Source organism: Lysinibacillus sp. UBA5994 (assembly GCF_002429725.1).
In the GTDB taxonomy this organism is placed as follows: Bacteria; Bacillota; Bacilli; order Bacillales_A; family Planococcaceae; genus Lysinibacillus; species Lysinibacillus capsici.
Genome location: NZ_DJAU01000051.1, coordinates 1 through 26,611, shown reverse-complemented (window position 1 = coordinate 26,611; position 26,611 = coordinate 1). Strand labels below are relative to the sequence as shown.

The 26,611-nt window shown below is 37.2% G+C and carries 17 protein-coding genes and 1 riboswitch; of the genes, 13 read left to right on the top strand and 4 right to left on the bottom strand.

Going from position 1 to position 26,611, the window contains the following annotated elements; translation table 11 throughout:
- Window positions 1-5 precede the first annotated feature (5 nt).
- On the top strand, window positions 6-950 hold the full coding sequence (locus tag B3D98_RS15575; protein ID WP_048390736.1) for an ABC transporter substrate-binding protein: 945 nt from the start codon (window positions 6-8) through the stop codon (window positions 948-950).
- 179 nt (window positions 951-1,129) lie between these two features.
- Window positions 1,130-3,052: an AraC family transcriptional regulator gene (locus B3D98_RS15570; protein WP_288584108.1), complete on the top strand. Its 1,923-nt coding sequence runs from the start codon at window positions 1,130-1,132 to the stop codon at window positions 3,050-3,052.
- Window positions 3,053-3,250: 198 nt separating this feature from the next.
- Here the strand turns inward: B3D98_RS15570 and B3D98_RS15565 are convergent, their stop codons facing one another.
- Window positions 3,251-4,528 carry a hypothetical protein gene (locus tag B3D98_RS15565; RefSeq protein ID WP_288584106.1) on the bottom strand — a complete coding sequence of 426 codons (1,278 nt, stop codon included), beginning with the start codon at window positions 4,526-4,528 and terminating at the stop codon, window positions 3,251-3,253.
- Between the two features lie 668 nt (window positions 4,529-5,196).
- Window positions 5,197-6,846, bottom strand: a complete 1,650-nt coding sequence (locus B3D98_RS15560) for an S-layer protein (protein ID WP_288584103.1) — start codon at window positions 6,844-6,846, stop codon at window positions 5,197-5,199.
- A 254-nt stretch (window positions 6,847-7,100) separates the two neighbouring features.
- Here B3D98_RS15560 and B3D98_RS15555 point away from each other — a divergent pair, with 254 nt between their 5' ends.
- The 3 genes from B3D98_RS15555 (at window position 7,101) to thiC (ending at window position 12,334) form a co-directional block, all read left to right on the top strand.
- On the top strand, window positions 7,101-9,200 hold the full coding sequence (locus B3D98_RS15555) for a methyl-accepting chemotaxis protein (protein ID WP_288584101.1): 2,100 nt from the start codon (window positions 7,101-7,103) through the stop codon (window positions 9,198-9,200).
- A gap of 110 nt (window positions 9,201-9,310) precedes the next feature.
- On the top strand, window positions 9,311-10,240 hold the full coding sequence (locus tag B3D98_RS15550; protein ID WP_048390721.1) for an AEC family transporter: 930 nt from the start codon (window positions 9,311-9,313) through the stop codon (window positions 10,238-10,240).
- A 60-nt stretch (window positions 10,241-10,300) separates the two neighbouring features.
- Window positions 10,301-10,415, top strand: a riboswitch (TPP riboswitch).
- A 140-nt stretch (window positions 10,416-10,555) separates the two neighbouring features.
- The gene (gene thiC, locus B3D98_RS15545; RefSeq protein WP_288584099.1) at window positions 10,556-12,334 is read left to right on the top strand and encodes a phosphomethylpyrimidine synthase ThiC; all 1,779 of its coding nucleotides are present in this window, start codon (window positions 10,556-10,558) and stop codon (window positions 12,332-12,334) included.
- 123 nt (window positions 12,335-12,457) lie between these two features.
- On the opposite strand, the gene B3D98_RS15540 is transcribed toward thiC, so the two are convergent.
- Together B3D98_RS15540 and B3D98_RS15535 are read right to left on the bottom strand one after the other, a co-directional pair.
- On the bottom strand, window positions 12,458-13,963 hold the full coding sequence (locus B3D98_RS15540) for a catalase (protein WP_048390717.1): 1,506 nt from the start codon (window positions 13,961-13,963) through the stop codon (window positions 12,458-12,460).
- Between the two features lie 288 nt (window positions 13,964-14,251).
- The gene (locus B3D98_RS15535; protein ID WP_288584097.1) at window positions 14,252-15,706 is read right to left on the bottom strand and encodes a response regulator transcription factor; all 1,455 of its coding nucleotides are present in this window, start codon (window positions 15,704-15,706) and stop codon (window positions 14,252-14,254) included.
- A 281-nt stretch (window positions 15,707-15,987) separates the two neighbouring features.
- Between B3D98_RS15535 and hutH the strand changes: the two genes are divergently transcribed.
- The 8 genes from hutH to B3D98_RS15495 all read left to right on the top strand — a co-directional run bounded on the left by hutH (window position 15,988) and on the right by B3D98_RS15495 (window position 26,342).
- Window positions 15,988-17,502, top strand: a complete 1,515-nt coding sequence (hutH, locus tag B3D98_RS15530) for a histidine ammonia-lyase (RefSeq protein WP_048390715.1) — start codon at window positions 15,988-15,990, stop codon at window positions 17,500-17,502.
- A 167-nt stretch (window positions 17,503-17,669) separates the two neighbouring features.
- Complete coding sequence (gene hutU / locus B3D98_RS15525) at window positions 17,670-19,340, top strand: urocanate hydratase (protein ID WP_004233805.1); 1,671 nt, start codon at window positions 17,670-17,672, stop codon at window positions 19,338-19,340.
- Window positions 19,337-20,614, top strand: a complete 1,278-nt coding sequence (gene hutI / locus B3D98_RS15520) for an imidazolonepropionase (protein WP_054548937.1) — start codon at window positions 19,337-19,339, stop codon at window positions 20,612-20,614. Before hutU ends, hutI begins: the two co-directional genes overlap by 4 nt.
- 152 nt (window positions 20,615-20,766) lie before the next feature.
- Window positions 20,767-21,567, top strand: a complete 801-nt coding sequence (locus B3D98_RS15515) for an NUDIX domain-containing protein (RefSeq protein ID WP_048390712.1) — start codon at window positions 20,767-20,769, stop codon at window positions 21,565-21,567.
- Between the two features lie 80 nt (window positions 21,568-21,647).
- On the top strand, window positions 21,648-22,202 hold the full coding sequence (locus B3D98_RS15510; RefSeq protein WP_054548938.1) for a cysteine hydrolase family protein: 555 nt from the start codon (window positions 21,648-21,650) through the stop codon (window positions 22,200-22,202).
- Window positions 22,203-22,221: 19 nt separating this feature from the next.
- Window positions 22,222-23,679 (top strand): nicotinate phosphoribosyltransferase, encoded by a 1,458-nt coding sequence (locus tag B3D98_RS15505; RefSeq protein ID WP_054548939.1) that lies wholly within the window; start codon window positions 22,222-22,224, stop codon window positions 23,677-23,679.
- 25 nt (window positions 23,680-23,704) lie between these two features.
- Window positions 23,705-24,319, top strand: a complete 615-nt coding sequence (gene nadD, locus B3D98_RS15500; protein WP_048390705.1) for a nicotinate-nucleotide adenylyltransferase — start codon at window positions 23,705-23,707, stop codon at window positions 24,317-24,319.
- Between the two features lie 169 nt (window positions 24,320-24,488).
- Window positions 24,489-26,342: an SLC13 family permease gene (locus B3D98_RS15495; RefSeq protein ID WP_115673041.1), complete on the top strand. Its 1,854-nt coding sequence runs from the start codon at window positions 24,489-24,491 to the stop codon at window positions 26,340-26,342.
- Window positions 26,343-26,611 lie beyond the last annotated feature (269 nt).

The following is a 26,611-nucleotide window of genomic DNA, read 5'->3' as shown; positions in this document are numbered from 1 at the left end:
AAAAATTGCTGACACAAAATAGAAAATTCATAGCGCCACTATTTCTTTTAATATTACTTCTGTTAACGGCTTGTGGAGAAAAGGAGAAAAATTCTAGTCCGACTACAGTGCAAGATACAAAAGAAGCAGAGGCAAAAACTGTTCAGACGACAAATGGTGAGGTTGTTATTCCGACTAGTCCTCAGCGTATTGTAGCAGAGGAGTATATTGCAAGTTTGCTTGTATTAGATGTGAAACCTGTGGGAGCTCCTGGGTTAGCACTTGAAAACTATTATTTAAAGGATGCATTAAAAGATGTAGAAGAAATCGGTGACTATGGGAAACCGTCGATTGAAAAGATTATCGCGCTCAAACCTGACTTGATTATTACTGGCAATGGGGAAAATTATGATGCTTTAAGTAAAATTGCTCCTACAGTTGTCATTCCCTATGGTGAATTAAAGGATGCGCACGAAGAACTTACTTATTTCGGAGAGTTGCTTGGCAAAGAGCAAGAAGCTAAGGATTGGCTGGCGCAATATGATCAAAAGATTGCCGATGCCAAAGCACAGGTAGATGCGATTATTCCAAAGGATGCAAGCTTCTCTATTATGGAGGACGCAGGCAAAACGTATTATGCATATGGTGATAATTTTGGACGTGGTGGGCAACCAGTCTATCAGGCACTTGGTCGCAAACCACCTGCTAAAGTAGCAGATGAAATGATGGAAAAGCAGTGGGCTGAAATTTCCGAAGAGGTGCTGGCAGATTATGCGGGAGACTACATTATTTTGACTTCAGATGATCGTACAGTTGAAGATTTTAAGAAAGATCCAATATGGGGTAGCTTGCCAGCAGTAAAAAATGATCATCTTTATGTTTGGCCTGAGGAGCGTTCATGGTATTATGACCCAACAGCCGTGTTGGCTCAGGTAGAGGAATTAACAAACTGGCTCACGAATAAAAAATAAGCTAAATAATTGAAAATGCTAGTACAACATACTAAACAAAATTAAATGAAATTCTATAAAATCACTCAGGCATTGGATTGTTTGAGTGATTTTTCTATGCTTATACAGGTTTATATTGAGAATGATTATCAATTATAATAAACTTGTAGGTAGTGAAGAATTGGAAGGAATGATGTAGGATGCTACCAAAAGAGGAGTTTCTATTTCTTTGGAATCACGCAACGATCAAAGTGCTCGATATAAGATATGAGCTATTCAAACCTGAGGAAATCGGAAAATCATATAAATTGCCTGCAAATATGTTTCTTTATGCCACAGGTGGTGGTGCGGAAGTTCAAATCGATTTAATAAACTATACACTAGAGGGCTTTCACCTTATTCACGGTGGAAAGGGCACCACACTACAAATAATGGCTACAGACAAAGGCTTTGAATATTTTTTAATATTTTATCGAGCTTCCATTCCTTTAACCTCAAATAAAATGATAGCAAGGGCGTTACAAACAAATAATCCTTTCAACTATCAATACAGTCTTGTTCCTAACTCGCCTATTACAATGTTTGAAAAAATATATTTTATGTATAAGAAGTGGGAAAATGCCAATAGCCTCAGCAAATTTACTGTTAAATCGCTATTCTATCAATTATTAAATGAAATTTTCATGCAGCTAGATCAGGACAATGTCGACATTCAAAAACTAAATGTCTCTAGTCAGATTAAAGCCTATCTAGAGCAAAATTATGCACAGCCATTGACCTTAGAATCCATTGCGAAGGCATTGCGCTATAGTCCATCTCATTTATCCATTCAATTCAAGCAACAATTAGGTTGCAGCCCGATTGAATATTTAATTCAACTACGGATTGAAAAAGCTTCTATTTTGCTTGAGAAGACAAATGCTAGCTTACGCGATATCGCTATGGGTGTGGGCTATAGTGATGTCTATTATTTTAGTAGACTTTTCAAAAAGAGAGTAGGCGTTTCTCCTACAAAATTCCGTCAAAAGCAAAAAGTAAGTGATCTGATAAAAGATAGTCCTTCAATGTCTGAAAGATACTCCATTGTCGATTGGAGCTTCCAAGATTATATTGAGAATGGTTATCAATATAATGAAAGGAAGTATGAACCAATGAATAAAAGAGGATTATCAGCTTTTACAACACTCTTTCTATGTCTGACGCTTTTATTAAGTGCTTGCAGTAGTGGGGCATCAACCAGTACACAGGGCGGGGAAAAACAAGCCTCTACCACTCAAACAGTAAGCGAATCACAAACAAAAACTGTCTCTACTATGAAAGGAGACGTAGAAATACCTGTTAACCCTGAGCGAGTAGTGGTGATGTATTATACAGGTGATGTACTAGCATTTGATGTGACACCAGTGGGTTCTTCTAAAATACAAGAGGGAGCAGCATTTGAGGAAGAATTAAAAACAGTTGAAAGTTTAGGTGAATGGTTTGAACCAAATGTCGAGGCGGTAATCCAATTAAAACCTGATGTCATCATTATCCCAAGTAAGAATGAGCTTTACGATCAAATGGAGAAAATTGCACCTACTGTCATGATCGATTTCTCAACCTCACTAGATGAACGTTTAACAAAGATTGGTGAAGTACTTGGGAAAGAGAAAGAAGCAAAAGAGCTTTTAGCTAATTTCTATACAAAAGTAGAGGATAGCCAAGAGAAGCTAGAAGAGGCAGGTATTTCAGATAGAACGGTTAGTATTATGGAAGGTGGCAAAGGAAAAATGTCTGTTGTAACAAGCTATACCTTTGGACGTGGTTCTCAAGCTATTTATGAGTATTTAGGAATAAAAGCACCAGATATTATTCAAAAGAAAATAGATGATAAAAACAACACCAATGAGGCAATCGATGTTTCTTTAGAAGTATTAACAGATTATGCAGGAGATTATGTGTTCCGCTCATCTTATGAAGGAATGGTAGATTTAACAGATCATCCAGTTTGGGCTAATATTCCTGCCATTAAAGAAGGAAGGCTTATCGAAATGGATTTTGGTTTTTGTTACTACAACGACATTTATTCATTATCAAAACAGCTAGATTTCATTGTGGATCAACTAGTTGCTACAACTAAATAAGTTAAAAATGGATGGTTTACCTCATAAATGTTTATTGATACATAACATTTATGGATCGGTTATATTTTTATTTACGATGAGATAAGTTTGATTATTTGACTTTGTCTATTCTTTTTTAAAGTGCACTTGTAATAATAGAGATTATTTTTCAAAAAGAAAGCACTAAAGAAACCAACATTGTTTCTTTAGTGCTTTAATTTAATTTCTTACGATTTGGAACGTGCCAGGAGTAGTAGTTTGGATAATATGACGATTTCCACTGATGATAAAGTCAGCTGGAACTTGCTTGCCAAAGCCATTTGAGCGATTGAAGGTAGAATTAGCTGGTAAGCCTTCAATTATGATTTCCATATTTGCATCAAAGGTTACTGGTTTTTTATTCAATGTAGCTTGAAGAGTAATTCGGTTTGCCTTTTTTGTTACTTGAATATCCATAACCCCTTCATCTTCATCGATAAGTGTATAAAGTGGAGGAATAATGATGGTCATTTTATCTTCTGTTGTTAGAATATAACGTTCCGTGTCAATTTCTGATGAGGCTACATTAATTTTGGCTTTATAGATATTTTTATTTTTTGTCATAGCTGTAGTTTTCCCTGGGACAGCTGCTACATCAGATAAAACAGGTGTTTTAGGGATGTTATCTTTTGTAGGAAGTGTATGTGTTCCTTGTACAAAATCCACTAAAGTCCATACATTTGGGACGAGTTGCTGCTGAACAGGTGTTAATGCTTCAAAAGAAGTTTTGACTGCCTGCACATCCTGAGCTGTCGATGTTTTTGGTGATAAAGCTGCAATAGCGTTTTCAACTTCTTTAGCTACTGCCTTATCCTTTACAACCAACTGTTCTGCATCAAGTAATTGTTGCTCGATACCTGCAGGTAAAGAAATATTTGAAAACCTACGTAATGCATTAAGCTCTGCTCGAGCATTGGCTACATCTTTATGGAACGAGAGACGAGATGAATTAATCAATTGAATTTTATTGACCACCTTGTCAACAGATGTATTTGGCGCGATGTAGGAAGTTAGAATTTTTTGCGCAGATGCACTTACAAAGGTTTTTTGCGCTGCATTCAGGGTATTATACCAATCTTTTGTTTCAGTAACATTTTGATAATAATTAGGGGCCGTAGAATCCACAGAATACAATTTCTCTTCAATTTGTGTAGCAAGCTTACGATAAGCAATTCTTGTCTGCTGATGTGCTGACAATGTGGAGTAGTTCGTAACATACTGTTTTTCTGTTTCTGTTAAAGCATTGTAAGCCTTCAAAGCTGCCTCTAAATTTGTTTGGAAGGTAGCAGTTGTATTGTTAATGTTGTTAATTAGTTGTACAACATTTGCCACGTTAGCATTGTAGTTAGCAAGTATGTAGGCTGGCTTTGATATTTCAGTAGCCGATGCTGGCGCGGTGTAAAGAAGCGAAGGAACTGCCACTAAAGATAGTAAGACAAGTTTCTTATTAGATTTCATAATGTAGAATCCTCCTGTGTTTAATGTTCTTGGTTAATTGAAGGGAATATATACAATATATGGTGTTGATTTAATCTTAACATAGTCTAGAATCTTTTTTGTATTTATTAGTTGAACTTGTGCTGTTTATATTGCAAATGCTCAGTAAGTAGAAAAAGGTTGGAGAGACAAAGGGAACATTACAACTTCTTCAAGTACCTTTGCTTTAAAATACCATATGCAAATATGCTTAATATCTACCATGAAATAAGATTGAAGAGGTTTTTAGATGTATGGTATAGAAGATGTATATTTCTGAATGGTAGAATAATTTAAAATTGCCTATTGTTATAGAGATTTTTGTTATTTTGGAAAAATAATATAAGAAGTTAATAGATTAAAGATGCAGAGGTTGGTTATTTTACTTTAATGAAACTTTACGATCTACTTAATAATACAGCCGCCGTTGAGGAGCAATATTGGCTGTTAAAAAAGATGCCTCAAGAGCATTTGGCAGTGGAACCGAGTGAGGAGGTGGAGGATTGGTATCGAAGGTGAAGCAAATGAATACAATGTTGCAAATGAATTCATTTAGTTAAAAAAGAATTATTAAATAGTGAAGGGCTCTACAATAGGTAGAGTCCTTCGTTATACTAAAAGAGATTTAGGTGTTGACAACATAGCAAAACCTAATTGCTAATAGTTCCTACATTTTGTGCTTTTCTATAAGTTTCTATTGCTTGGTTTAAGGTGTTATACATGTCATTAATTTGATATTGGTACACATTAGGATCATTTAGTATATATTGTGCTTGTTGAACTACAGCCTCAAAGTTACTTCGATCAACAGCTTTTGTCCATCTTATTCCGTTAGTAACATCTACCCCAGTTCCGCTTGTAGAAACTGTTACATTTTGAAGTTCATAATACGCAGCAGTAACACTTGTTTGTAAATTAGCTTTATCCACATAATACCCATTATTTCCGTACTTATTAGCATTCTTATAAGTCCAAATAGCATTGTTTAAATTATTGATGGCATTGGCAATATCCGTTTGAGTGGCATAATAATTATTAACAACTGCTTGGGCAGATGAAACAGCAGATTCTATTGCGTTTCTTTCTGCTTGTGTAGTCCAAGGAGAATTATAAGGTACATTTGACCCGTCCCAAGAAACAGTAACATATTGAACAGAATTAATTAAAGATTGAAGAGAAGCTTTATCACCATAACCATATTTTGTACCACTCTTCTGAGCAGCTTGGTAGACTGCTAGTGCATTTTTATACTGATTAATGGCATTTTTCACCTGTTCTTGTGAGGCATTTGAATTATTTGCTACAGCTCTCGCACTTGCTACAGCAGAATCAAACACTGTACGGTCTGCTTGTGTTGTCCATTTGTCCGTATTTAAAATATCATAGCCGTTTACAGATACTTGTACATATGGTGGTGATGCGATTAATGTATTAAGTTCCTTTTTATCAATAACAGGTAGTGTCACGGAGACATTTTTATTGTCTACTTGTACATTGTTTACCAGATGTCCTGAATCTAAAGCTACTTTAGTACCGCCCTTTACAAAGATTTGCTCAATTTTACCCTCACCATAAAGGTTGAAATCTTTCGCTACATCAATTGTAAGCTTTTCTATATTAGTCATTGCTTCAAAAGATTCCACTTTACCAACCAGATCTACTTTGGCAAGAGTTTGGTCAGAAGATACATTGACTTTAGTACGTCCCAAATTGATGTTTGATGATTTCATATCGATTAAAGTAACATATAGCCAACTTACCTTTTTCGTGACAATTGGTTTTAGTGTAATTGTTTCATCTACTGCTACTTCATTGAGTGTAACGGCTTTTTTTACTCGGTTGGTAATGATAAGCTGACCATCCACACTAACGTTTTGAACTTTTACATAGTCCGCGTTAACAGTGAGGTCTCCAGAGATTTGTGCGTCACCTCCATCAAAATAGACAGATTTTTTGCTTGTACCTGCTTTGTTTAAAATTAATGAGGTAACGTCCGTAATTTGACCATTTTTCACTACAATTGTAGCTCGGGCATTGGTTAATGCTGTTTTATTTGAAGTATCAAATAGGGGCTTTAATGCCGATTGAATTCTAAATGTGCCGTTAGATGTTATTACAGTATCTTTTGTAATGTTTTTGATCGTTACGGATTCACCTATTACTTTTTTTGCTGCTGCTACATGTGTCTCATATGAATTTGATTGAATTTGAGATGATGCGGCATTGGCAGTAGACATTGGTAATACTAGTGTCGCTGTAATAGCCGTGGCCATTAATGTTGATAGCGCTTTATTTTTCATGTAAGTCACTCCAATCATTCTATTTAATAGTTAATATATCATATTCTTCTATAATTTAGAATTCGAAGAGAGTGTTTTACTATGAATCTCAATTCAAATAAGTCATTAGTCCTTTGTATTGAAAAATAAATATTTGGTGAAGTATCGGTATTTTTCTCTATAATTCTGTAAATTTTCTACTTTATTCGCTAAATATTTTATTGTGATACAATCATCCATCCATTATTATTAGTATAAAAGTGGGGGTGTTAGTTATGAAAAAATCAAGAGGAATTGCCTTAAAACTTTCTTCCCTTATAATAGGATTATTTCTCATTTTATTTTTATCCTATACTGTCATAACGGGAATTATTATAAAAAAGCAAAGTGTTGAAGACGCAGAGCATGGAACATTACAAACTGCTGAATCCTCTGCAGCTATTATGAGTGAAAGATTTAAGAAAGCCAATACGACATTACAAACAACAAAGCGTATCATAGAAAGCATGGAGAAGAATAATACTTTGTCTACCAAAGGTGTCATAGACATAATGGAAAACAATTTAGCTAGCAATAATGACATTCTTGGAGTAGGAGCAATCTTTGAGCAAGAATCTATTATTTTAGAACCAACTGAGGCTTCTTTAGTAGATACTAAAAATCGCTTTATCCCTTATTTAAATAAGAACGGAAATGATATCACGACTGCTCTAATCGAAGGTATTGATGATAAGAGTATTTCTGAATGGTATTGGGTGCCAAAAGAAGAGAGACGTGCAGTTTTGACAGAGCCCTATGATTATAATGTAAACGGTCAATCCGTATTAATGACAACCATTTCAGTGCCATTAATCAATGCTTCCGGGACATTTTTCGGTGTATTGACTGCCGATGTATCAATAGATTTTTTAAATGATTTAACAAAATCGAATGCCCCAGAAGGCGGTTATGCGGCAATTATTACGAATAAAGGTGTGCTAACAGCTAACAGCTTTGGTGATGAGCTAGTTGGGCGCAATATGCAAGAGGATCCTACTTGGACAAGTATTAGTAAGACAATGGAAAATGGTGAACTAACAAGTATGTACGTTGACTCTAATCAACTGAAGGAAAAGGCCTATAATGTTTTTGCTCCAATGATTTTAGAGGGTATTGACGAAACATGGACTGTTCAAGTCGTGTTAGCTGAATCAAAGATTCTAGAAACATATAATCATGTATTTGTATTTACGATTATTGCTTCCATTATTATGGTGGTTTTGATGACAGCTGCAAGTGTGTTATTCATCTATAAACAATTAAAACCACTTAAATTTTTACGTGCATCGATTGAAACTGCAGCCGAAGGGGATTTAACACAAAAGGTAGAAGAGCGATATATTAAGCCTGATGAAATTGGTGCAGTTGCTGTGGCCTATAATAATATGTTAGATAAAACCAATAGTGCGATTCAAACTGTACTAAATTCCACGAGGTTATTGAACCAATCTTCTAATCAGGTAAATGAGGCATTTAATGAGGTAGTTGCTTCTAGTCAGGAGGTTTCCGTAGCTATCAACGAGATTGCACAAGGAGCTTCGAAGCAATCAGAGGATACAGAAGAAACAAATTATCGAATGATGGATTTATCAGATCAGATTGATGCTATTACGGCTCTTTCTAATGAAATGGATGAGCTATCTCATAAAACAGGTGTAACAACGGAAAAAGGATTGCATGAGGTTGAAAGTTTAAGAGAACGTAATATGGAGACAAATGAAATGAATGGGCGTATCCAGCAGCAAATGGAATCATTAGCTTCTAATATTGCCAATATTAATCAGATTATTGCTTCGATTCAAAGCATTACCGAGCAGACTAATCTGCTAGCTTTAAATGCAAGTATTGAGGCTGCACGTGCTGGTGAACATGGTAAAGGATTTGCTGTAGTTGCAGAGGAAGTTAGAAAGCTTGCAGAACAATCTAAGAATGAAACAGAAATTATTAAGAGTACAGTAGAAAGTATTCTTGAAAATTCTCAGCAGACGGTTGCTGTGATTGCATCTAATGCAGATTTAATGCAATCTCAAAATGAGTCCGTACAAAGCACGCAACTAGCATTTAAAGATAGCAGTGACTTGTCGGGTTCAATTGCAAATTCTATTAGTGAATTAATGAATAAACTATCTAGCATGTTAGAGCATAAAAATCAGGCAATCATGGCTATCCAAAGTATTTCGGCTATTTCAGAGCAAACAGCAGCCTCTGCGGAACAAGTAAGTGCTTCTGCAATGGATCAACAAGTAGAATTACAAAAAGTAGCAGAGTCTATTCAAAATATGAACGATATTTCAAACGAGCTACAAGAAGTTGTAAACCGATTCAAGCTTGCTTAAAAAGAAAGGCTGCCTTCAATATAGAGGCAGTCTTCTTTATGGTGAAAGCCGGAGAAATTGACCTAGAAGGAATTCAACAATACTATTAACGCTGGAAGGGGGACATTGATATGATGTATCTCGGAATGATTTTCTTTCAAATTGTTGTACCTATTTTAGTGTTACTTGTAATAGGCGCTATACTACAAAAGAAATTTCGCTTTAATTTAAAAGCATTGTCTCAGCTTATTACATATTGCTTTATGCCAGCAGCTGTTTTTGTAAATTTATATGAAACACATGTGGAATTAACTGTACTGGGAGAGGTCGGATTATTTATTGTACTCTTTATCGGTAGTCAAATGATACTCAGTCACTTTATGGCAAAAGGGTTAGGTTTAGCTAGAACAGAGGCAGCTGTCTTTAAAAATAGTGTTGTGCTCATTAACTCGGGTAATTACGGTATTCCAGTGGCTCAAATGATATTTGCCACGCAACCTATTGGAGTAGCCATTCAGGTCATGCTCGTAATCTTTCAAAATATGACTACGTATACATATGGTTTATACAATTTAATTTCTTCTACAAAGTCAGGTATGACAATCATCAAGGATTTCTTTAAAATGCCTATTATTCATGCGCTGATTATAGGTGTCGCTATGAATTATTTTGATATCGGTATTCCACAGTTTATCAAAATACCAGTAGAACATGTGGCAGATGGATTTATTGCTGTGGCCCTAATTACTTTAGGTGCGCAATTATCACAACTAGAGATGAAATCAATGTTTAATAAAACCGTCTTTATCAGCTGTTTTACGCGACTAATTATTGGACCATCTGTTGCATTGGCCATTATTTATATATTGGGATTAGATGGAGTCGTCGCACAATCACTGTTTATAGCTAGTGCCTTTCCAACATCCCGCAATAGTTCTAGTCTAGCATTGGAATATGATGTAGAATCAGCAACAGCCGCGCAAGCTGTTTTATTTTCAACCATTGTAAGCTGTATAACTGTAACCATTGTGATCTATTTTGCAGAAGTATTATTTACCTAGTAAGATAAAAAATAACTTCCATCTCTTAGTATTATCTGCTACACTAGCATCAAACTAAATAGTATTAACTAGGGGAGTCTGATGAGTCAGGCTGAGAGGGAAACGCTACGAAGTTTCTTGACCCTTTGGACCTGATCTGGCTCATACCAGCGTGGGAAAGTTAAGAAGCTATTGCAGAGTATGCAATCAATAGACCTTTACATTCGTGGCCGGATCCAAATAATTATTTTGGATTCGGCCTTTATTTTTTGGATTGTTGGGGTGAGCTAGAATCGGTCCTTATATCAAAATAAATTTAAGGGAGAGAAGTAGCTCATGTCAGTAATTAGTGAAAAGAATATTACCATTATGTCCAGCTTTGAAGGAAGCAAAAAAGTATATGTGGAAGGAACACGCCCAGATATTCTAGTACCTATGCGAGAAATTGCATTAAGTCCGACAACAGGCAGTTTTGGAAATGAAGAAAATGCTCCTATTCGAGTATATGATACGAGTGGGCCCTATACAGATCCAGCCTACCAAGTAGATATTACGAAAGGTTTACCTGCCTTACGAAATGCATGGATTCAAGAGCGAGGGGATGTAGAAGCATATGAGGGACGCTCTATTAAACCGGAGGATAATGGCTTTCGTCATGTTGATGACCCGCGTATTCAAGAAAATGTCTTCCCTGAGTTGGCGAGAAAGCCTTTGCGTGCTAAAAAAGGTAAAAATGTGACACAGCTTCACTATGCACGAAAGGGAATTATAACGCCTGAAATGGAGTTTGTAGCGATTCGTGAAAATATGGATCCTGAATTTGTACGTTCAGAAATTGCAGCTGGGCGTGCTATAATGCCTTCTAATATTAATCACCCTGAGGCAGAGCCAATGATTATTGGGCGTAATTTTCATGTAAAGATCAATGCGAATATCGGGAATTCTGCTGTATCTTCTTCCATTGCAGAAGAAGTTGAGAAAATGACCTGGGCAACTCGATGGGGCGCAGATAATATTATGGATTTATCGACTGGTAAACATATTCATACAACTAGAGAATGGATTATTCGAAATGCTGCAGTGCCAGTGGGAACAGTGCCAATTTATCAGGCTTTAGAAAAGGTAAATGGTGTAGCAGAGGATTTAACGTGGGAGGTTTATCGTGATACTCTCATTGAACAAGCTGAGCAGGGTGTGGATTACTTCACCATTCATGCAGGTGTCCTTTTACGCTATGTACCACTAACAGCAAATCGTGTGACAGGTATTGTATCTCGAGGTGGCTCTATCATGGCACAGTGGTGTTTATATCATCATCAAGAGAATTTCCTGTATACACATTTTGAGGAAATTTGTGAAATTATGAAAGCCTATGATGTTGCTTTTTCCTTAGGTGATGGTTTACGCCCAGGCTCAATTGCAGATGCCAATGATGAGGCACAATTTGCAGAGCTTGAAACACTAGGCGAGCTAACACAGATTGCTTGGCAGCATGATGTTCAGGTAATGGTTGAGGGACCAGGTCATGTACCAATGCATTTGATTAAAGAAAACATGGACAAGCAATTAGAGGTTTGTAAGGAAGCGCCCTTCTATACATTAGGACCACTCACGACAGATATTGCTCCAGGTTATGACCACATTACATCAGCCATTGGGGCAGCCATGATTGGCTGGTTTGGTACAGCGATGCTTTGTTATGTGACACCGAAAGAGCATCTTGGTTTACCGAATCGCGAGGACGTTCGTGTGGGCGTTATCACTTATAAAATTGCTGCACATGCTGCTGATTTAGCAAAAGGTCATCCAGGTGCACAACAACGAGACGATGCACTGTCTAAAGCGCGCTTTGAGTTCCGTTGGCGTGATCAATTCAATCTGTCACTAGATCCCGAGCGTGCAGTGGAATATCATGATGAGACACTGCCAGCAGAGGGAGCAAAAACAGCACACTTTTGTTCTATGTGTGGGCCTAAATTCTGTAGCATGAGAATTTCACAGGATATTCGTAATTATGCGAAAGATAAGGATTTGAATACGACTGAAGCGATCCATCAAGGTATGAAAGAAAAGGCTGAGGAGTTTAAAAAAGCAGGCAGTCAAATTTACCAATAATGAAAGAAAAGGCTTATGTCAAAAAAATAGACATAGGCCTTTTCTTAATAAAAAAACTCCATGTGAATAGTGGATTCACATGGAGTAAAAGTTGGATTTGGATATCAATAATAAAGTGGAATATTAAACGTTTGTTGGTTGTTTTACATATGGATTTGTAAGGTCCATACCTTCTAAGGAAAGACCCATCGCTTTAGCGACACCTTCACCATATGCTGGGTCAGCTAGATAGCAGTGAAGGATGTGACGGCGTTTGATGAATTCTTCAACAGAAGCCATATCGTTCGCGGTATTTTCAAATAAGCGTTGCTGCTCTTCCGAAGTCAATAGACGGAATAGTTTACCTGGTTGTTCAAAGTAATTATTATCGTCTTCACGGAAATCATGAATACCTGCATGACCATCAATACGTAATTCAGGCTCTTTATGGTCTAAATTATGCTCCCACTCACCATAGCTATTTGGTTCATAGCTTAATGTCGAACCAAGATTGCCATCAAAGCGCATTGCTCCATCTCGGTGGAAAGTACGGAATGGACATTTTGGTGCGTTGACAGGAAGCATATAGTGGTTTACACCAAGACGATAGCGTTGGGCATCCGCATATGCAAAGATACGACCTTGTAACATTTTATCTGGTGAGAAGCTGATGCCAGGAACAATGTTAGATGGTGCGAATGCAGCTTGTTCAACTTCTGCAAAGTAGTTGTCTGGATTTTTGTTTAACTCGAATTCACCTACAGGAATTAATGGGAAGTCTTTTTTATACCATACCTTTGTTAAATCAAATGGGTTGTATGGTAGCTCACGAGCTTGCTCCTCTGTCATTACCTGAATGTACATTTTCCATTTAGGGAAATCGCCTTTTTCAATTGCTTCATATAAATCACGTTGTGAAGATTCGCGGTCTTGACCAATAATCTCATTAGCCTCGGCACCAGTTAAGTTCTTAATGCCTTGCTCTGTACGGAAGTGGAATTTAACCCAAACACGTTCATTATTAGCATTGATAAAGCTATACGTATGAGAACCAAATCCGTGCATATTACGGTAACCAGCTGGAATACCACGGTCAGACATAACAATTGTCACTTGGTGAAGTGCTTCAGGTAATGAAGTCCAGAAATCCCAGTTAGAGTTGGCATTTTTCATATTTGTACGTGGGTCACGTTTTACCACATGGTTTAAATCTGTAAAGTGTAACGGGTCGCGGAAGAAGAATACAGGTGTATTGTTCCCTACTAAATCCCAGTTTCCATCTTCTGTATAGAATTTAAGGGCGAAGCCACGAATATCTCGCTCTGCATCTGCTGCACCACGCTCACCCGCTACTGTAGAGAAACGTGCGAACATTTCAGTTTTCTTGCCGATCTCTGAGAAGATTTTCGCTTTAGTATATTGTGAAATATCATGCGTTACAGTAAAAGTACCAAATGCACCTGAGCCCTTTGCGTGCATACGACGTTCTGGAATTACTTCACGGTTGAAATTTGCTAGTTTTTCAACTAACCATACATCCTGAAGTAAAAGAGGGCCACGTGGACCTGCTGACATAGAGTCATGGTTACTTACTACTGGAGCACCACCTGCTGTTGTAAAGCGACGGCTACGATCATTTGCGTTTGTCATATTAGTTTACCTCCTGAAAAAAATGTGAGTCAAACTCTTCGTCTATAACTATAACAAATATAAAATAGAATTGCTAGTACATTATAATAATTATCGTTAAAGAATTTTTATATTTAAGTATAAACTATAAATATATGCGCTAGACATAGGGTTTATACATAGTTTTTAACTTAAATTTATTTTATTTAATCTCAATTTTATAGATAATTGTCATATTAAGATCAAGATAATGACATCATGATAAAATCTTTTATTGAAAATAAAATCAACTAATTGAAAATCAATCTTTTAATTTTTTCTATATCGGTTAGGCGTAATACCAATTTGTTGCTTAAATAATTTTATGAAATAATTTGGGTCATCAAAACCGTTTAAATGAGCGATTTCGCTAATAGCAAAATCAGTTTCTCGCAGCATTTTTGTGGCATGATGAATTCTTACTTGCTGTAAATAGCGCTTAAATGGCAAGCCTTGTTTTCTTGAGAAAATTGTACTTAAATAATTGGGGCTTATTCCAAGCTTATGAGCGACAAAGGGAAGAGACAGTGCGCTATCTTTAAATTGTTGATCTATTATTTCTATAGCTAGTTCAACATAATCAGCTCGTTTCTCTATTCGAGCTTCCCTTGCTAACTCAATTAATGTCTGCGTGAAAGAAATAATCCCATTGAGTATCGTATAAAATATAGGATGCTCAATGATTAAATGAAATAGCTGACGGTAGTGTTGTTCGATAACCGCTTTTTCATGTAATTTATATTTCAGCATAAAGCGTCTAATTTGTGCTAAGACACTCGTCAAATGAATGCGTAAATCGTCTTGCTCATAATATATGCCTTCATTAGAAAGCCGATATAAAAATGTTTTAACGGCCTCTAGGTTTCCATCTTCCAAACTACTTATTAGTAATTGTTGCTCTTCTGGTGTCAGTAAGGGATCAAAGGGCTGAGTTTCATATTGTTTGCTCGCATAAAAAATATGGCCAAAGCCCTCATAAAAACTTTGATGTAGTGCACGCTTTGTTAATGTATACATAGTTTTAATGGTTGTAGGTGTTCCATCATATATGCCGATATTTAAAGAACTATTACTAATCAAACGCCATTCCTTCATAAGTGTACGTACATCTTTTTCCACAATCCTTATATCATTTGTTTGAAAAAGACATACGATTCTATTAGATAGAGGATAGGTTTTCATATGAAAGTGAATCGGTGTTTGTTGAAGCCAATTGTAAAGCTTATTGAAGGTTTCAGTATGCTCGGGTTCAATCATTGTGAAATGTAATGTTGTCTCAATTGAACTTGATTTATTATCTAAAAATAATTGATTATAAAAGGAATCGTTTGTAGTCTCTTGAGCATCTTCTGTAATCTGTGGTGTGCGAAGAGAAATGGTTGTGAGTTTTTTCTTTAATAGCTCTAAATCAATAGGCTTCACAAAAAGATGAGCCACTTGTAAATCAATTGCCTTCAAAGCATTTTTAAATAATGGCTCAGTTGTCATTGCTAAAATGGCACCAGAAAGCTTATGTATATCGCGATAAAGAGCTGCTAGGCGATTATTAGGAAATATATCGATATTTAACAGTATGGCATCAGGTTCAAATTGTCTAATGCTATGAGACACCTCTGAAATACTTGTACACATTTCAATAAAAACATCTCCGGGGAAATATGTATGTAAAAACCACTTTATTCCTGCTAGGTCGGTTGGATCGCGATCAATTAATAACAGCTTCATACCATCAGCCCTTCTTAAAATATTCTAGTTTCCTATAAAAGTACGGTTATATTAATAAAAATAACATAGTAATCTGAAAAAAGTCTTGTTTTCTCTATTAAAATTCTCTATATTCTGAAAAAGGTAGTTAGTACAATGTAAATAGAGTAATTGATCATCAGCAGAAGCCAACTTTTGTTATGAAAACGCTTAAAAAGTTTGAGACTGATGTTTTCATATTACGAAAATATGAATGAAGATAATTTATTTACATAGCCATATAGGGAATAGGGGGATGTCATGTGAAGTCGATCATCGAGCTTGATGGCAATACATTATCAAGACAACAAATAGAGGAAATCGTGAAGGGGCAAGCAACAGTTGCGCTTGCTACAGAGAGTTTGGAACGTATTCGTTTAAGTAGAGAGCGTATCGAAAAGCGTTTAGCTGAAGGCCAAACAATTTATGGTGTGAATACAGGGTTTGGTAAACTCAGCAATATAAAAATTGAAGAAGAAGACATTGAGCTATTGCAGCTAAATTTATTACGATCAGATGCAACCGGTGTTGGTGAACCATTCCCAACAGATGTTGTACGTGCAATGATGGTGTTACGTGCCAATGCTTTGGCCAGAGGATTTTCTGGCATTCGTGAGGAAACTGTCCAACTATTGTTGAATCTTATTAATAAAGGTGTTCATCCAATTGTTCCGTCACAAGGTTCAGTAGGAGCAAGTGGTGATTTAGCGCCTTTATCACATTTGGCATTAGTGTTAGTGGGAGAAGGAAAGGCTGAGTTTAACGGAGAAATCATGAGTGGTAGTGACGCGCTAAAGCAAGCAGGATTAACCCCTGTTAGACTTCAAGCTAAAGAGGGGCTAGCATTAGTTAACGGTACACAAGCTATGACGGGTATAGGTGTATTAACGGTCAATGAAGCTGAACGAATCGGTCTTGCAGCGGATATGGCTGCTAGCTTAACACTGGAAGCTTTAAAGGGCATTACCTCGGCATTTGATCCAGCACTTTTAGCGGTAAGACCACATCCAGAGTTAGAACTAGTAGGCGGGCGTATTCGTAAGTGGCTCGATGGCAGTAAACGTGTGACAAAGCAGGGTGAAATTCGCATGCAGGATGCTTATTCACTACGTTGTATACCGCAAGTACATGGTGCTTCTTGGCAGTCATTTTTCTACGCACAGGACCGTGTTCAAACAGAAATGAATGCAACAACTGATAATCCAATCGTTTTAGAAAGCGGGGAGGTTTTATCGGGTGGGCATTTCCATGGACAGCCAATAGCTTTGGCAATGGACTTTTTGAAAATAGGTGTATGTGAGTGGGCCAATATTTCAGAACGACGTACAGAACGTATGGTAAACCCTCAACTTAATGAAGGGCTACCACCGTTTCTAGCAACAAACCCTGGGATTGAATGTGGGCTTATGATTGCTCAATATACAGCAGCCTCTATTGTCTCAGAAAATAAAGTTTTAGCACATCCTTCGAGTGTGGATTCTATTCCTACATCAGGTAACCAAGAGGATCATGTAAGTATGGGAACAACTTCGGCACGTCAAGTACGTCAGATTGTTCACAACGCTGCTCGCGTTATAGCTATCGAATTGATTTGTGCATCTCAGGCTATTCATTTAGACAAGGCAGAAGAGCAATTATCTCCTACTACAAGTAAATTCTTAAAGAAAGTGCGTGAATTTTGTCCACCATTACTAGCCGATCAACCAATTGGCGATGAAATTGAAGCATTGGCGAAATATTTACTATCAAGTAATGATTTAGTAAATGAGTATGTGTAAATTGGTTTAAGTTTTGATATGAAAGAGCAAAGGCGTCGCTCGGTTTATACACCGAGTAGCCTCTGCTTTGAAAATATTTATATGTATTTAAGTCTGAATATTCAGTTATTAATAGCTTTAGACAGCAACATTCACATTTTTTTAATAGGAAAAGGAGCGTGTTTTTAATGGTATTTAAGACAGATATTCGTGCACCACGTGGAAATGAACTAACATGTAAGGGATGGACACAGGAAGCAGCAATGCGTATGTTAATGAACAATCTTGACCCAGAGGTAGCAGAGAATCCAGATGAACTGATTGTTTATGGGGGTATTGGTAAGGCTGCTCGTAACTGGGAAAGCTATGAACAAATCATTGCATCTTTGAAAGAATTAGAGAATGATGAGACTCTATTAATCCAATCTGGAAAGCCAGTAGCTGTATTCCGTACACATGAGCATTCCCCTCGAGTGTTGATTGCCAATTCAAACCTTGTACCAGCATGGGCAAATTGGGATCACTTTTATGAATTAGAAGAAAGAGATTTAATGATGTATGGTCAAATGACTGCTGGGAGTTGGATTTATATTGGTGCTCAAGGAATTTTACAAGGAACTTATCTGTCCTTTGTAGAAGCAGGCAAAAAGGTATTTGGCACTGCTGATTTACGTGGTAAATTCATCCTTACAGGTGGTATGGGCGGTATGAGTGGTGCACAGCCATTAGCAGGGAAAATGGCTGGTGCTGTAATCTTAGTTGTTGAAGTTGAACGTGCTCGCATTGAACGTAAAATCAAAGAAGGTTACTGTGATTATATTGTAGAAACTGTAGATGAAGCAATTGCATTAGTTAATAAATTACGTGACCAAAATGAGCCAGCGTCCATTGGCCTTGTTGGTAACTGTGCTGATGTTAATCGTGAGTTGTTGAATCGTGGAATTATTCCAGATTTTGTGACAGACCAAACATCTGCACATGATCCGATTAATGGTTATGTACCTAATGGCATGACCTTTGAAGAAGCGCTAAAACTTCGCAAAGAGGATGTAAAAACATATGAGCGTAAAGCAAAAGAAACAATGGCAGAGCATGTTCGTACAATGCTAGAGTTCCAAGAGGCAGGCGCAGAAGTATTTGATTATGGGAATAACATTCGTGCCTATGCCAAAGAAATGGGTGTGACAAATGCCTTTGATTTCCCAGGCTTTGTACCAGCGTATATTCGTCCGTTATTCTGTGAAGGAAAGGGCCCATTCCGTTGGGCGGCGCTTTCAGGAAACCCTGAGGATATATATAAAACAGATGCACTGGCAAAAGAGATGTTTGCTGAAGATGAGGGTCTAGTCAATTGGATTGATATGGCACAAAAAATGGTGAAATGGCAAGGGCTACCTGCACGCATTTGCTGGTTGGGCTATGGTGATCGTCATCGTTTTGCATTAAAGGTCAATGAAATGGTTGCAAATGGTGAATTATCAGCACCAATTGTCTTTGGCCGCGATCACTTAGATTCAGGTTCTGTAGCATCACCAAATCGTGAAACAGAAGGGATGCTAGATGGTTCGGATGCGGTATCGGATTGGCCAATTTTAAATGCTCTTGTTAATACTGCGAGTGGTGCAAGCTGGGTAAGCGTACACCACGGTGGTGGTGTAGGAATGGGTTATTCACAGCATGCAGGTCAAGTCTTAGTAGCAGATGGATCAGAGCTTGCCGCTGAAAAAATTGCACGTGTATTGGTTTCAGACCCTGGAATGGGCGTTGCTCGTCATGCTGATGCAGGCTACGATATTGCTATCAATACAGCAAAAAACAAAGGTGTCCATATACCAATGTTAAAGGGTGATGTGAAGTGACCATTCTAATAAAAAATGCAAATGAAGTAATTACCTTGAAAAGTAATGTACAAGGACCACGTACAAAAGAACAAATGCAGGAAATTGCAGTAATAGAATATGGCAGTGTTCTAATTGAAGAAGAGCGTATTGTAGCAGTAGGAGCGTATGAGCAACTAGAAGCTGACTTCCCAGAATTAATAAAGAAGGCAGAAACGATTGATGCTACTGGTAAGATTGTTATGCCTGGCTTAGTGGATTGTCATACACATTTGGTGCATGGTGGAACACGCGAGCAAGAGTTTAATATGAGATTAAATGGTTCTACCTATATGGAAATCATGAATGCAGGCGGTGGCATTCATGCTACAACAAAGCGTACACGAGAAACAAGCTTTGATGAATTATATGAAAAAACGATGCAGCATTTAGATGTATTTTTAAAGCATGGTGTAACAACAGTTGAAGCAAAATCAGGGTATGGCTTGGACTGGGAAACGGAAAAGAAACAGCTAGAGGTCGCAAAAGAATTACAAGCTGCACATCATATTGATGTCATTAGCACGTTTATGGGAGCCCATGCAGTTCCTCGTGATTATAAGGGGCGTGAGGATGAATTTGTGGATGTGGTGGTCAATGAGATGCTGCCAAAAGTAGCAGAACTAGAGTTGGCTGAATTTAATGATGTATTTTGTGAAAAAGGCGTCTTTACACCCGAACAATCCCGACGCATTTTAGAGGCTGGAAAAGCACTAGGCTTAACGCCAAAAATACATGCGGATGAAATCGAACCTTATCAAGGCGCCGAGCTGGCTGCGGAAGTAGAGGCCATTTCTGCGGAGCATTTGTTAGTTGCTTCTGATAAGGGAATTCGAAAAATGGCTGAAGCGGGTACAATTGCTGTATTGCTGCCAGGTACTGCATTCTTTTTACGTGCACCTTTTGCAAGAGGGCGTCTAATGATTGACGAGGGAGTACCTGTGGCGATATCCACAGACTTTAACCCTGGGTCATCCCCAACAATGAGCCTACCCTTCATTATGAATTTAGCTTGCATGCATATGGGTATGACATTGGAGGAAGTATTAACGGCAACAACAATTAATGCAGCATATGCCCTAAATCGAGGCGAGCAAATTGGTTCCCTTGAAGCACATAAAAAAGCTGACGTACTTATCCTTGATGTTGCTAATTACAAGCAACTGCAATATTTCTACGGCATGAATCATACACATACAGTAATCAAAAATGGGCAAGTTGTTGTACAAAACGGAATTCTGCTGAAAGATCAATAATAATAATGGGCATAAATAAGGCGGAGTAGCTTTATTTATGCTTTTTTTATAAATTAGTTGCAAATGCTTTGATGAAAGATTATAATTCTAATAAATAGTAATTAACGAATTACAAATTACATGAACCTTGTAATTATAGAAGGGGTTATACAATGACAAAATTTCGTACCGAAGAAGAAGTGCTTGCTCATTATGATTCTTCAAAATATCAAACACCCGATGGATATACCGCAGATATTGCTATTTTTACAATTACCTCAGAGAAAACAGAGGAAAAAGCACCGCCAAACATGACGCTAAAGATTATGTTAATTAAGCGTGCTACTAGGGATGCTGAAGGAAATCCCAATATTGAAGGAGGAAAATGGGCACTTCCTGGGGGCTTTGTAGATGCAAATCAAAAAGAAACTGCCTTTATCGCAGCAAAGAGAGAATTAAAAGAAGAAACAAATGTAGAAGGTTTACATGTTCAACATTTTGGTGTTTATGATGAGATCGATCGAGATCCACGTGGTTGGATGATTTCAAATGCATTTTATGCCATTGTTCCTGAGACATATATTGAGCAACGTCAAGCGAATGATGATGCAGACGATGTAGAACTGTTTGATATAGAAAGTGTATTTACGCTTCCATTAGCTTTCGATCACCGAAAAATCATTTCCGATGCGTTGCATTTTATTAAAAGGGATATGATTCAGACAACTGTTGCTAAAAACTTTTTACCACAAGAGTTTACATTATCAGAATTGCAACGAGTACTTCTAACAGTTGGAGAAGATCCACGAATCTCTAACGATTCCGTATTCTTTACAAAAGCACCTAAATTACCATTTATCGAAAAAGCATTGGATGAAGAAGGAAAACCGAAGAAAACAAAAAGAAATTCGTTCCGGCCTTCCCAGCTCTATACATTTAATGATTTCGAAATGGTAGAGTCTATCTATCATTAGGAAAGATCCGTCTTTCCTGTTTATTTTAAAGAAAGTAATTTGTAATTTAAGTATTACTAATTAAAGAGTGGAGTGATGAAATGATGAAAAAGCGTGCATTAATTAATATTGATTATACAGTGGATTTCGTTGCGACGGATGGGGCTCTTACTTGCGGAGAGCCTGGGCAATTGCTCGAACGTGCAAATGTTGATTTAACAAAGGAGTTTATTAAGAGGGGGGATTTTACAGTATTTGCGATAGATGTTCATGAAAAGGGAGATATTTATCATCCAGAAACAAAGCTATTCCCACCTCATAATATTCGTCATACAGAAGGTAGAGAGTTATATGGTGCATTAAACTCATTATATGAAGAAAATAAAGACCAAGATTTCGTCTATTACATTGATAAAACGCGTTATTCTGCTTTTGCAGGAACAGATTTAGAATTGAAATTGCGTGAAAGAGGAATTGCTGAGCTGCATTTAATCGGCGTTTGTACAGATATTTGTGTTCTTCATACAGCAGTAGATGCTTATAATAAAGGGTTCGATATCGTCATTCATAAAAATGCTGTCGCCTCCTTTAATGAAGCTGGACATGAGTGGGCGTTAAATCATTTCGAGCATACTCTAGGTGCCACTATTATTTGACATGAATGGAGGGGAAAATATGAAATATGTAGATGATAGTTTCATGTTACACACGGACCTATACCAAATTAATATGGTTCAAACTTATTGGCAAGATGGTGTTCATCAACGTAAAGCTGTTTTCGAATTATATTTTAGAAAGCTTCCATTTGGCAATGGCTATGGAGTTTTCGCTGGATTGAAAAAAGTGATTGAGTTTATTAATAACTTTGGTTTCTCTCAAAGCGATATTCAATATTTACGAGAAGAGGGGAAGTATCCCGAGGAATTTCTTGAATACCTAAAAGAACTTAAATTTACAGGGACAATTAAGGGGATGAGAGAGGGAGAATTGGTCTTTGCAAACGAGCCTATCCTGCGAATTGAAGCACCATTAGCAGAGGCTCAATTAATTGAAACGCCGTTGTTAAATATCGTTAATTACCAAACCCTGATTGCAACAAAAGCTTCACGTATCAAACAAGTGACGGGTGAGGATGTTGTAATGGAATTTGGAACCCGCCGCGCACACGAATTTGATGCTGCTATTTGGGGAACTCGTGCTGCTTATATAGGCGGATTCTCTGCAACAAGCAATGTAAGAGCAGGAAAATTATTCGGTATTCCTGTGTCAGGAACACATGCCCATGCGATGATTCAAACCTATCGAGATGAATATACTGCGTTTAAAAAATACGCAGCAGCCCATAAAGACTGTGTTTTCCTAGTAGATACTTATGACACACTACGTTCTGGTGTTCCGAATGCTATCCGCGTAGCGAAGGAGCTAGGGAATCAAATTAATTTTATTGGTATCCGTTTAGACAGTGGAGATTTAGCCTATCTCTCAAAACAGGCAAGGAAAATGCTAGATGATGCAGGATTTACTGCAACTAAAATTATGGCTTCGAATGATTTGGATGAATATACAATTATGCATTTAAAGTCACAAGGGGCGCAAATTGATGCTTGGGGAATCGGAACTAAGCTGATTACAGCCTATGATCAAGCAGCTCTTGGTGGAGTATACAAATTAGTTGCAATAGAAAACGAAAGTGGAGAACTAGTTGATACCATTAAAATTTCAGCAAATCCTGAGAAAGTGACTACACCTGGACGTAAACGTGTTTACCGTATTATTAATGCAGAGAATGGTCATGCTGAAGGAGATTATATTGCGTTAGATAATGAAAACATACAGCAAGAAGAAAGATTGAAAATGTTCCACCCTATTCATACGTATATTAGTAAATTTGTTACAAATTTTACGGCGAAAGAGTTACATGAAAGTATTATAGAAAATGGAAATATTGTTTATGAGGAGCCAACTATTCAAGAAATACAAAAATATGTACAGGAAAACTTACATTTATTGTGGTGTGAGTATAAACGAACAATGAATCCTGAAGAATATCCTGTCGATTTAAGTCAAGTATGTTGGGACAATAAAATGGCAAGCATACAGGCAATAAAAGAAAAGGTTTCACAACGTATTTAAAAGTAACTGCTAGGAGGTAGAGACGATGGCGAGAATAGGTATTTATGGTTCATCATTTGATCCTATTACCAATGTCCATCTTTGGACAGCAAGCACTGTAGCACATCGGTGTAAGTTAGATAAGGTTATTTTTTTGCCTTGTTCAAATAAACGCAAAGATAAAACCATCAAAACAGCTGATACACATCGTTGGAATATGCTTCAGTTAGCTATTGCTAAGGACGATCGTTTTATCGCAGATTCCTATGAAATGGATCAAGAAGGCTGGAATATCTACACATATGACACTATGAAATACTTTAGAGAGAAGAACCCAGAGGATGAGGTGCATTTTATTATGGGTGCTGATTTACTAGTGGATATTGGTGCGGGTTTATGGAAAAAGGGCGACGCATTAGTAGCGGAGAATAAATTTATTGTAATGGCACGACACGGCATTGATATGCTCTCAACCATTAGTCGTTCTCCGATTTTAAGAAATAATGATGATGGAAGATTTCATCTTATCGATAAAGGGCTAGCGATGGAAATTAGCTCTACCTATATTCGAGAAGAATTCGCAATGGGAGGAGAACCGAGATACCTCTTGCCTACTGCTTGTTACAACTATATTAAAGAACATCATCTTTACCAAAAATAAAATAGTGAAGCTATCATTATAAGTGTGGATGACTACCACACTTATTTTAATTTTGAAAAGATGGTGAATTTTATCATATAGAGCTCAGGGTAAGCTATAATAAAAATAGTAATGAAGTACAATTTTTTGCTGTCAATTTTTAATAATGATTAATGTTAGAAAGGAATTCATGAATGTGCAGCTTACATTAACATTTCTTATTTTAGGAGCAACAATTTTCGCATTTGTGACCAATAAAATACGAGCAGATCTTGTAGCAATTGTGTCACTATTAGCATTTGTCATTATGGATATTTTGACGCCCTCGGAGGCATTAGCTGGTTTTTCAAACTCTGTAGTTTTAATGATTGCAGGGTTATTTGTCGTGGGTGCAGGGATTTTACGTACGGGCCTGGCAGGCATGGCGGGGCAACTCTTACTAAAATGGTCAGGCAATAGTGAGCTGAAGTTATTTGTGCTACTGCTTATTATTGTAGGATCGGTTGGTGCATTTATGAGTAATACGGGTACTGTCGCCTTAATGATGCCAATCGTTGTAAGTATAGCAATAAGTATGAAAGTCAGCCCTTCTAAATTTCTACTACCACTCTCCTATGTAGCAAGTCTTTCTGGTCTGATGACACTGATTGCGTCCCCAACCAATTTAATTGTCAGTCAGTTATTGGTTGATCGAGGCTATAACAAACTTGGCTTTTTTGAAGTAACTCCTATTGGTATCGTGGGGATGATTGCTGGCATTTCCTATTTAGTACTTGTAAGAAATATTTTATTACCAAAGGATCAAAACCGTACACAGACTAATGAAGGCTATAAACTTTCACCGAAAAAAATTATTAAACAATATGATTTAAATAATCGTCTATTTAAAATCTCCGTCCCTGAGGAGTCACCTATTATTGAAACATCGTTAGCGGAATTAAAACTACCAGCTAAGTATATGCTTTGTATGATGAAAATTCATAGGAAATCACAGGAGGGCATTAATTTACTACCGATGACTTATCAAGAAATGGCAGGACCAACTAGTGTCATTCATGCCAAGGATGAGTTATATGTTCAAGGAGAAATAGAGGATATTCGGCGTTTTGTTGAGGATTATCATCTTGAGATGCAAGGATTAGTTGAAGGAGAAGCCGATGAATTGGTATCGAAGCATCTGGGTATTGCAGAGGTATTGCTTACCCCGAATTCGAGCTTTATCAATGAAACGGTTAGTTCCCTTGGGTTCCGGGAAAAATACAATCTAAATATCATTGGTATTAATCGTAAGGGTGGTTACAAGCTTCAGGATATGGTGTCTCACAAATTAAAATTTGGGGACGCAATATTAGTACAGGGAGCATGGGATGAAATTCTTTTGTTAGCAAGAGAAACGCAAGATGTCGTGGTTGTAGGACAGCCGAAAGAACACGCAAGTGTGGCAGCAGCTACAGGCAAAGCTGGAATTGCGGGGATTATTATGTTATTCATGATTATTTTGATGGCATTTGAAGTTTTTCCTGCTGTCATTTCTGTGATGATTGGTGCTGTACTTATGATTTTAACAGGCTGCTTGAGAAACATGGAAGATGCCTATAGCAATATGAATTTTGAAAGTATTGTATTAGTAGCTGCCATGTTACCAATGGCGACAGCGTTAGAAAAAACAGGAGGCATGACCATTTTATCTGATGGTATTATTAATGCTTTAGGTGGTTTCGGACCATACGGTGTACTCATAGGAGTTTATATTTTGACAGCTATTTTCGGTCAATTTATTAGTAATACGGCAACTGCTGTATTGTTTGCACCCATTGCCATGAGTGCAGCCATTGCAATGGAGGTTAGTCCCACAACATTTATGATTGCAGTCGCAGTTGCAGCAAGTATGGCATTTGCTACGCCAATTGCTTCCCCTACGAATGCACTGGTAATGACAGCGGGGGGCTATAAATTTATGGATTTCGTAAGAATAGGGGTTCCGTTACAGCTTGTTATGTTTATTGTGATGATGATAGCCATCCCGTTCTTTTTCCCATTTTAAAAACTCGGTTTCTTTACCGAGTTTTTTGTTTTTTTAAAGATCTATTATTTTTTTGTAGGAAATTATGATAAAATTATTTTCTAGTTCATGGTCTAATATTGAACTAGCTTGTGAATAGATTTGTTAGTTATTAATATAGGAAGTTTTACTTTGGTAATAAAAAAAATAAAGTTTTTTATTAAAAAGTGTTGACCTTTTAAAAATAAGGGTGTAGTATTATACAAGTCGCCAGGGTGACACGCTAAAATAAAGCAAAACATGAACCTTGA

Bases quoted from the DNA above. Each gene is read 5' to 3' on its own strand.
- B3D98_RS15565 (WP_288584106.1), bottom strand. From the start codon at position 4,528: ATGAAATCTAATAAGAAACTTGTCTTACTATCTTTAGTGGCAGTTCCT.
- hutU (WP_004233805.1), top strand. From the start codon at position 17,670: ATGGTATTTAAGACAGATATTCGTGCACCACGTGGAAATGAACTAACA.
- B3D98_RS15550 (WP_048390721.1), top strand. From the start codon at position 9,311: ATGATGTATCTCGGAATGATTTTCTTTCAAATTGTTGTACCTATTTTA.
- B3D98_RS15570 (WP_288584108.1), top strand. From the start codon at position 1,130: ATGCTACCAAAAGAGGAGTTTCTATTTCTTTGGAATCACGCAACGATC.
- B3D98_RS15535 (WP_288584097.1), bottom strand. From the start codon at position 15,706: ATGAAGCTGTTATTAATTGATCGCGATCCAACCGACCTAGCAGGAATA.
- B3D98_RS15495 (WP_115673041.1), top strand. From the start codon at position 24,489: ATGAATGTGCAGCTTACATTAACATTTCTTATTTTAGGAGCAACAATT.
- B3D98_RS15555 (WP_288584101.1), top strand. From the start codon at position 7,101: ATGAAAAAATCAAGAGGAATTGCCTTAAAACTTTCTTCCCTTATAATA.
- B3D98_RS15540 (WP_048390717.1), bottom strand. From the start codon at position 13,963: ATGACAAACGCAAATGATCGTAGCCGTCGCTTTACAACAGCAGGTGGT.
- B3D98_RS15510 (WP_054548938.1), top strand. From the start codon at position 21,648: ATGATGAAAAAGCGTGCATTAATTAATATTGATTATACAGTGGATTTC.
- B3D98_RS15560 (WP_288584103.1), bottom strand. From the start codon at position 6,846: ATGAAAAATAAAGCGCTATCAACATTAATGGCCACGGCTATTACAGCG.
- B3D98_RS15505 (WP_054548939.1), top strand. From the start codon at position 22,222: ATGAAATATGTAGATGATAGTTTCATGTTACACACGGACCTATACCAA.
- B3D98_RS15515 (WP_048390712.1), top strand. From the start codon at position 20,767: ATGACAAAATTTCGTACCGAAGAAGAAGTGCTTGCTCATTATGATTCT.
- thiC (WP_288584099.1), top strand. From the start codon at position 10,556: ATGTCAGTAATTAGTGAAAAGAATATTACCATTATGTCCAGCTTTGAA.
- nadD (WP_048390705.1), top strand. From the start codon at position 23,705: ATGGCGAGAATAGGTATTTATGGTTCATCATTTGATCCTATTACCAAT.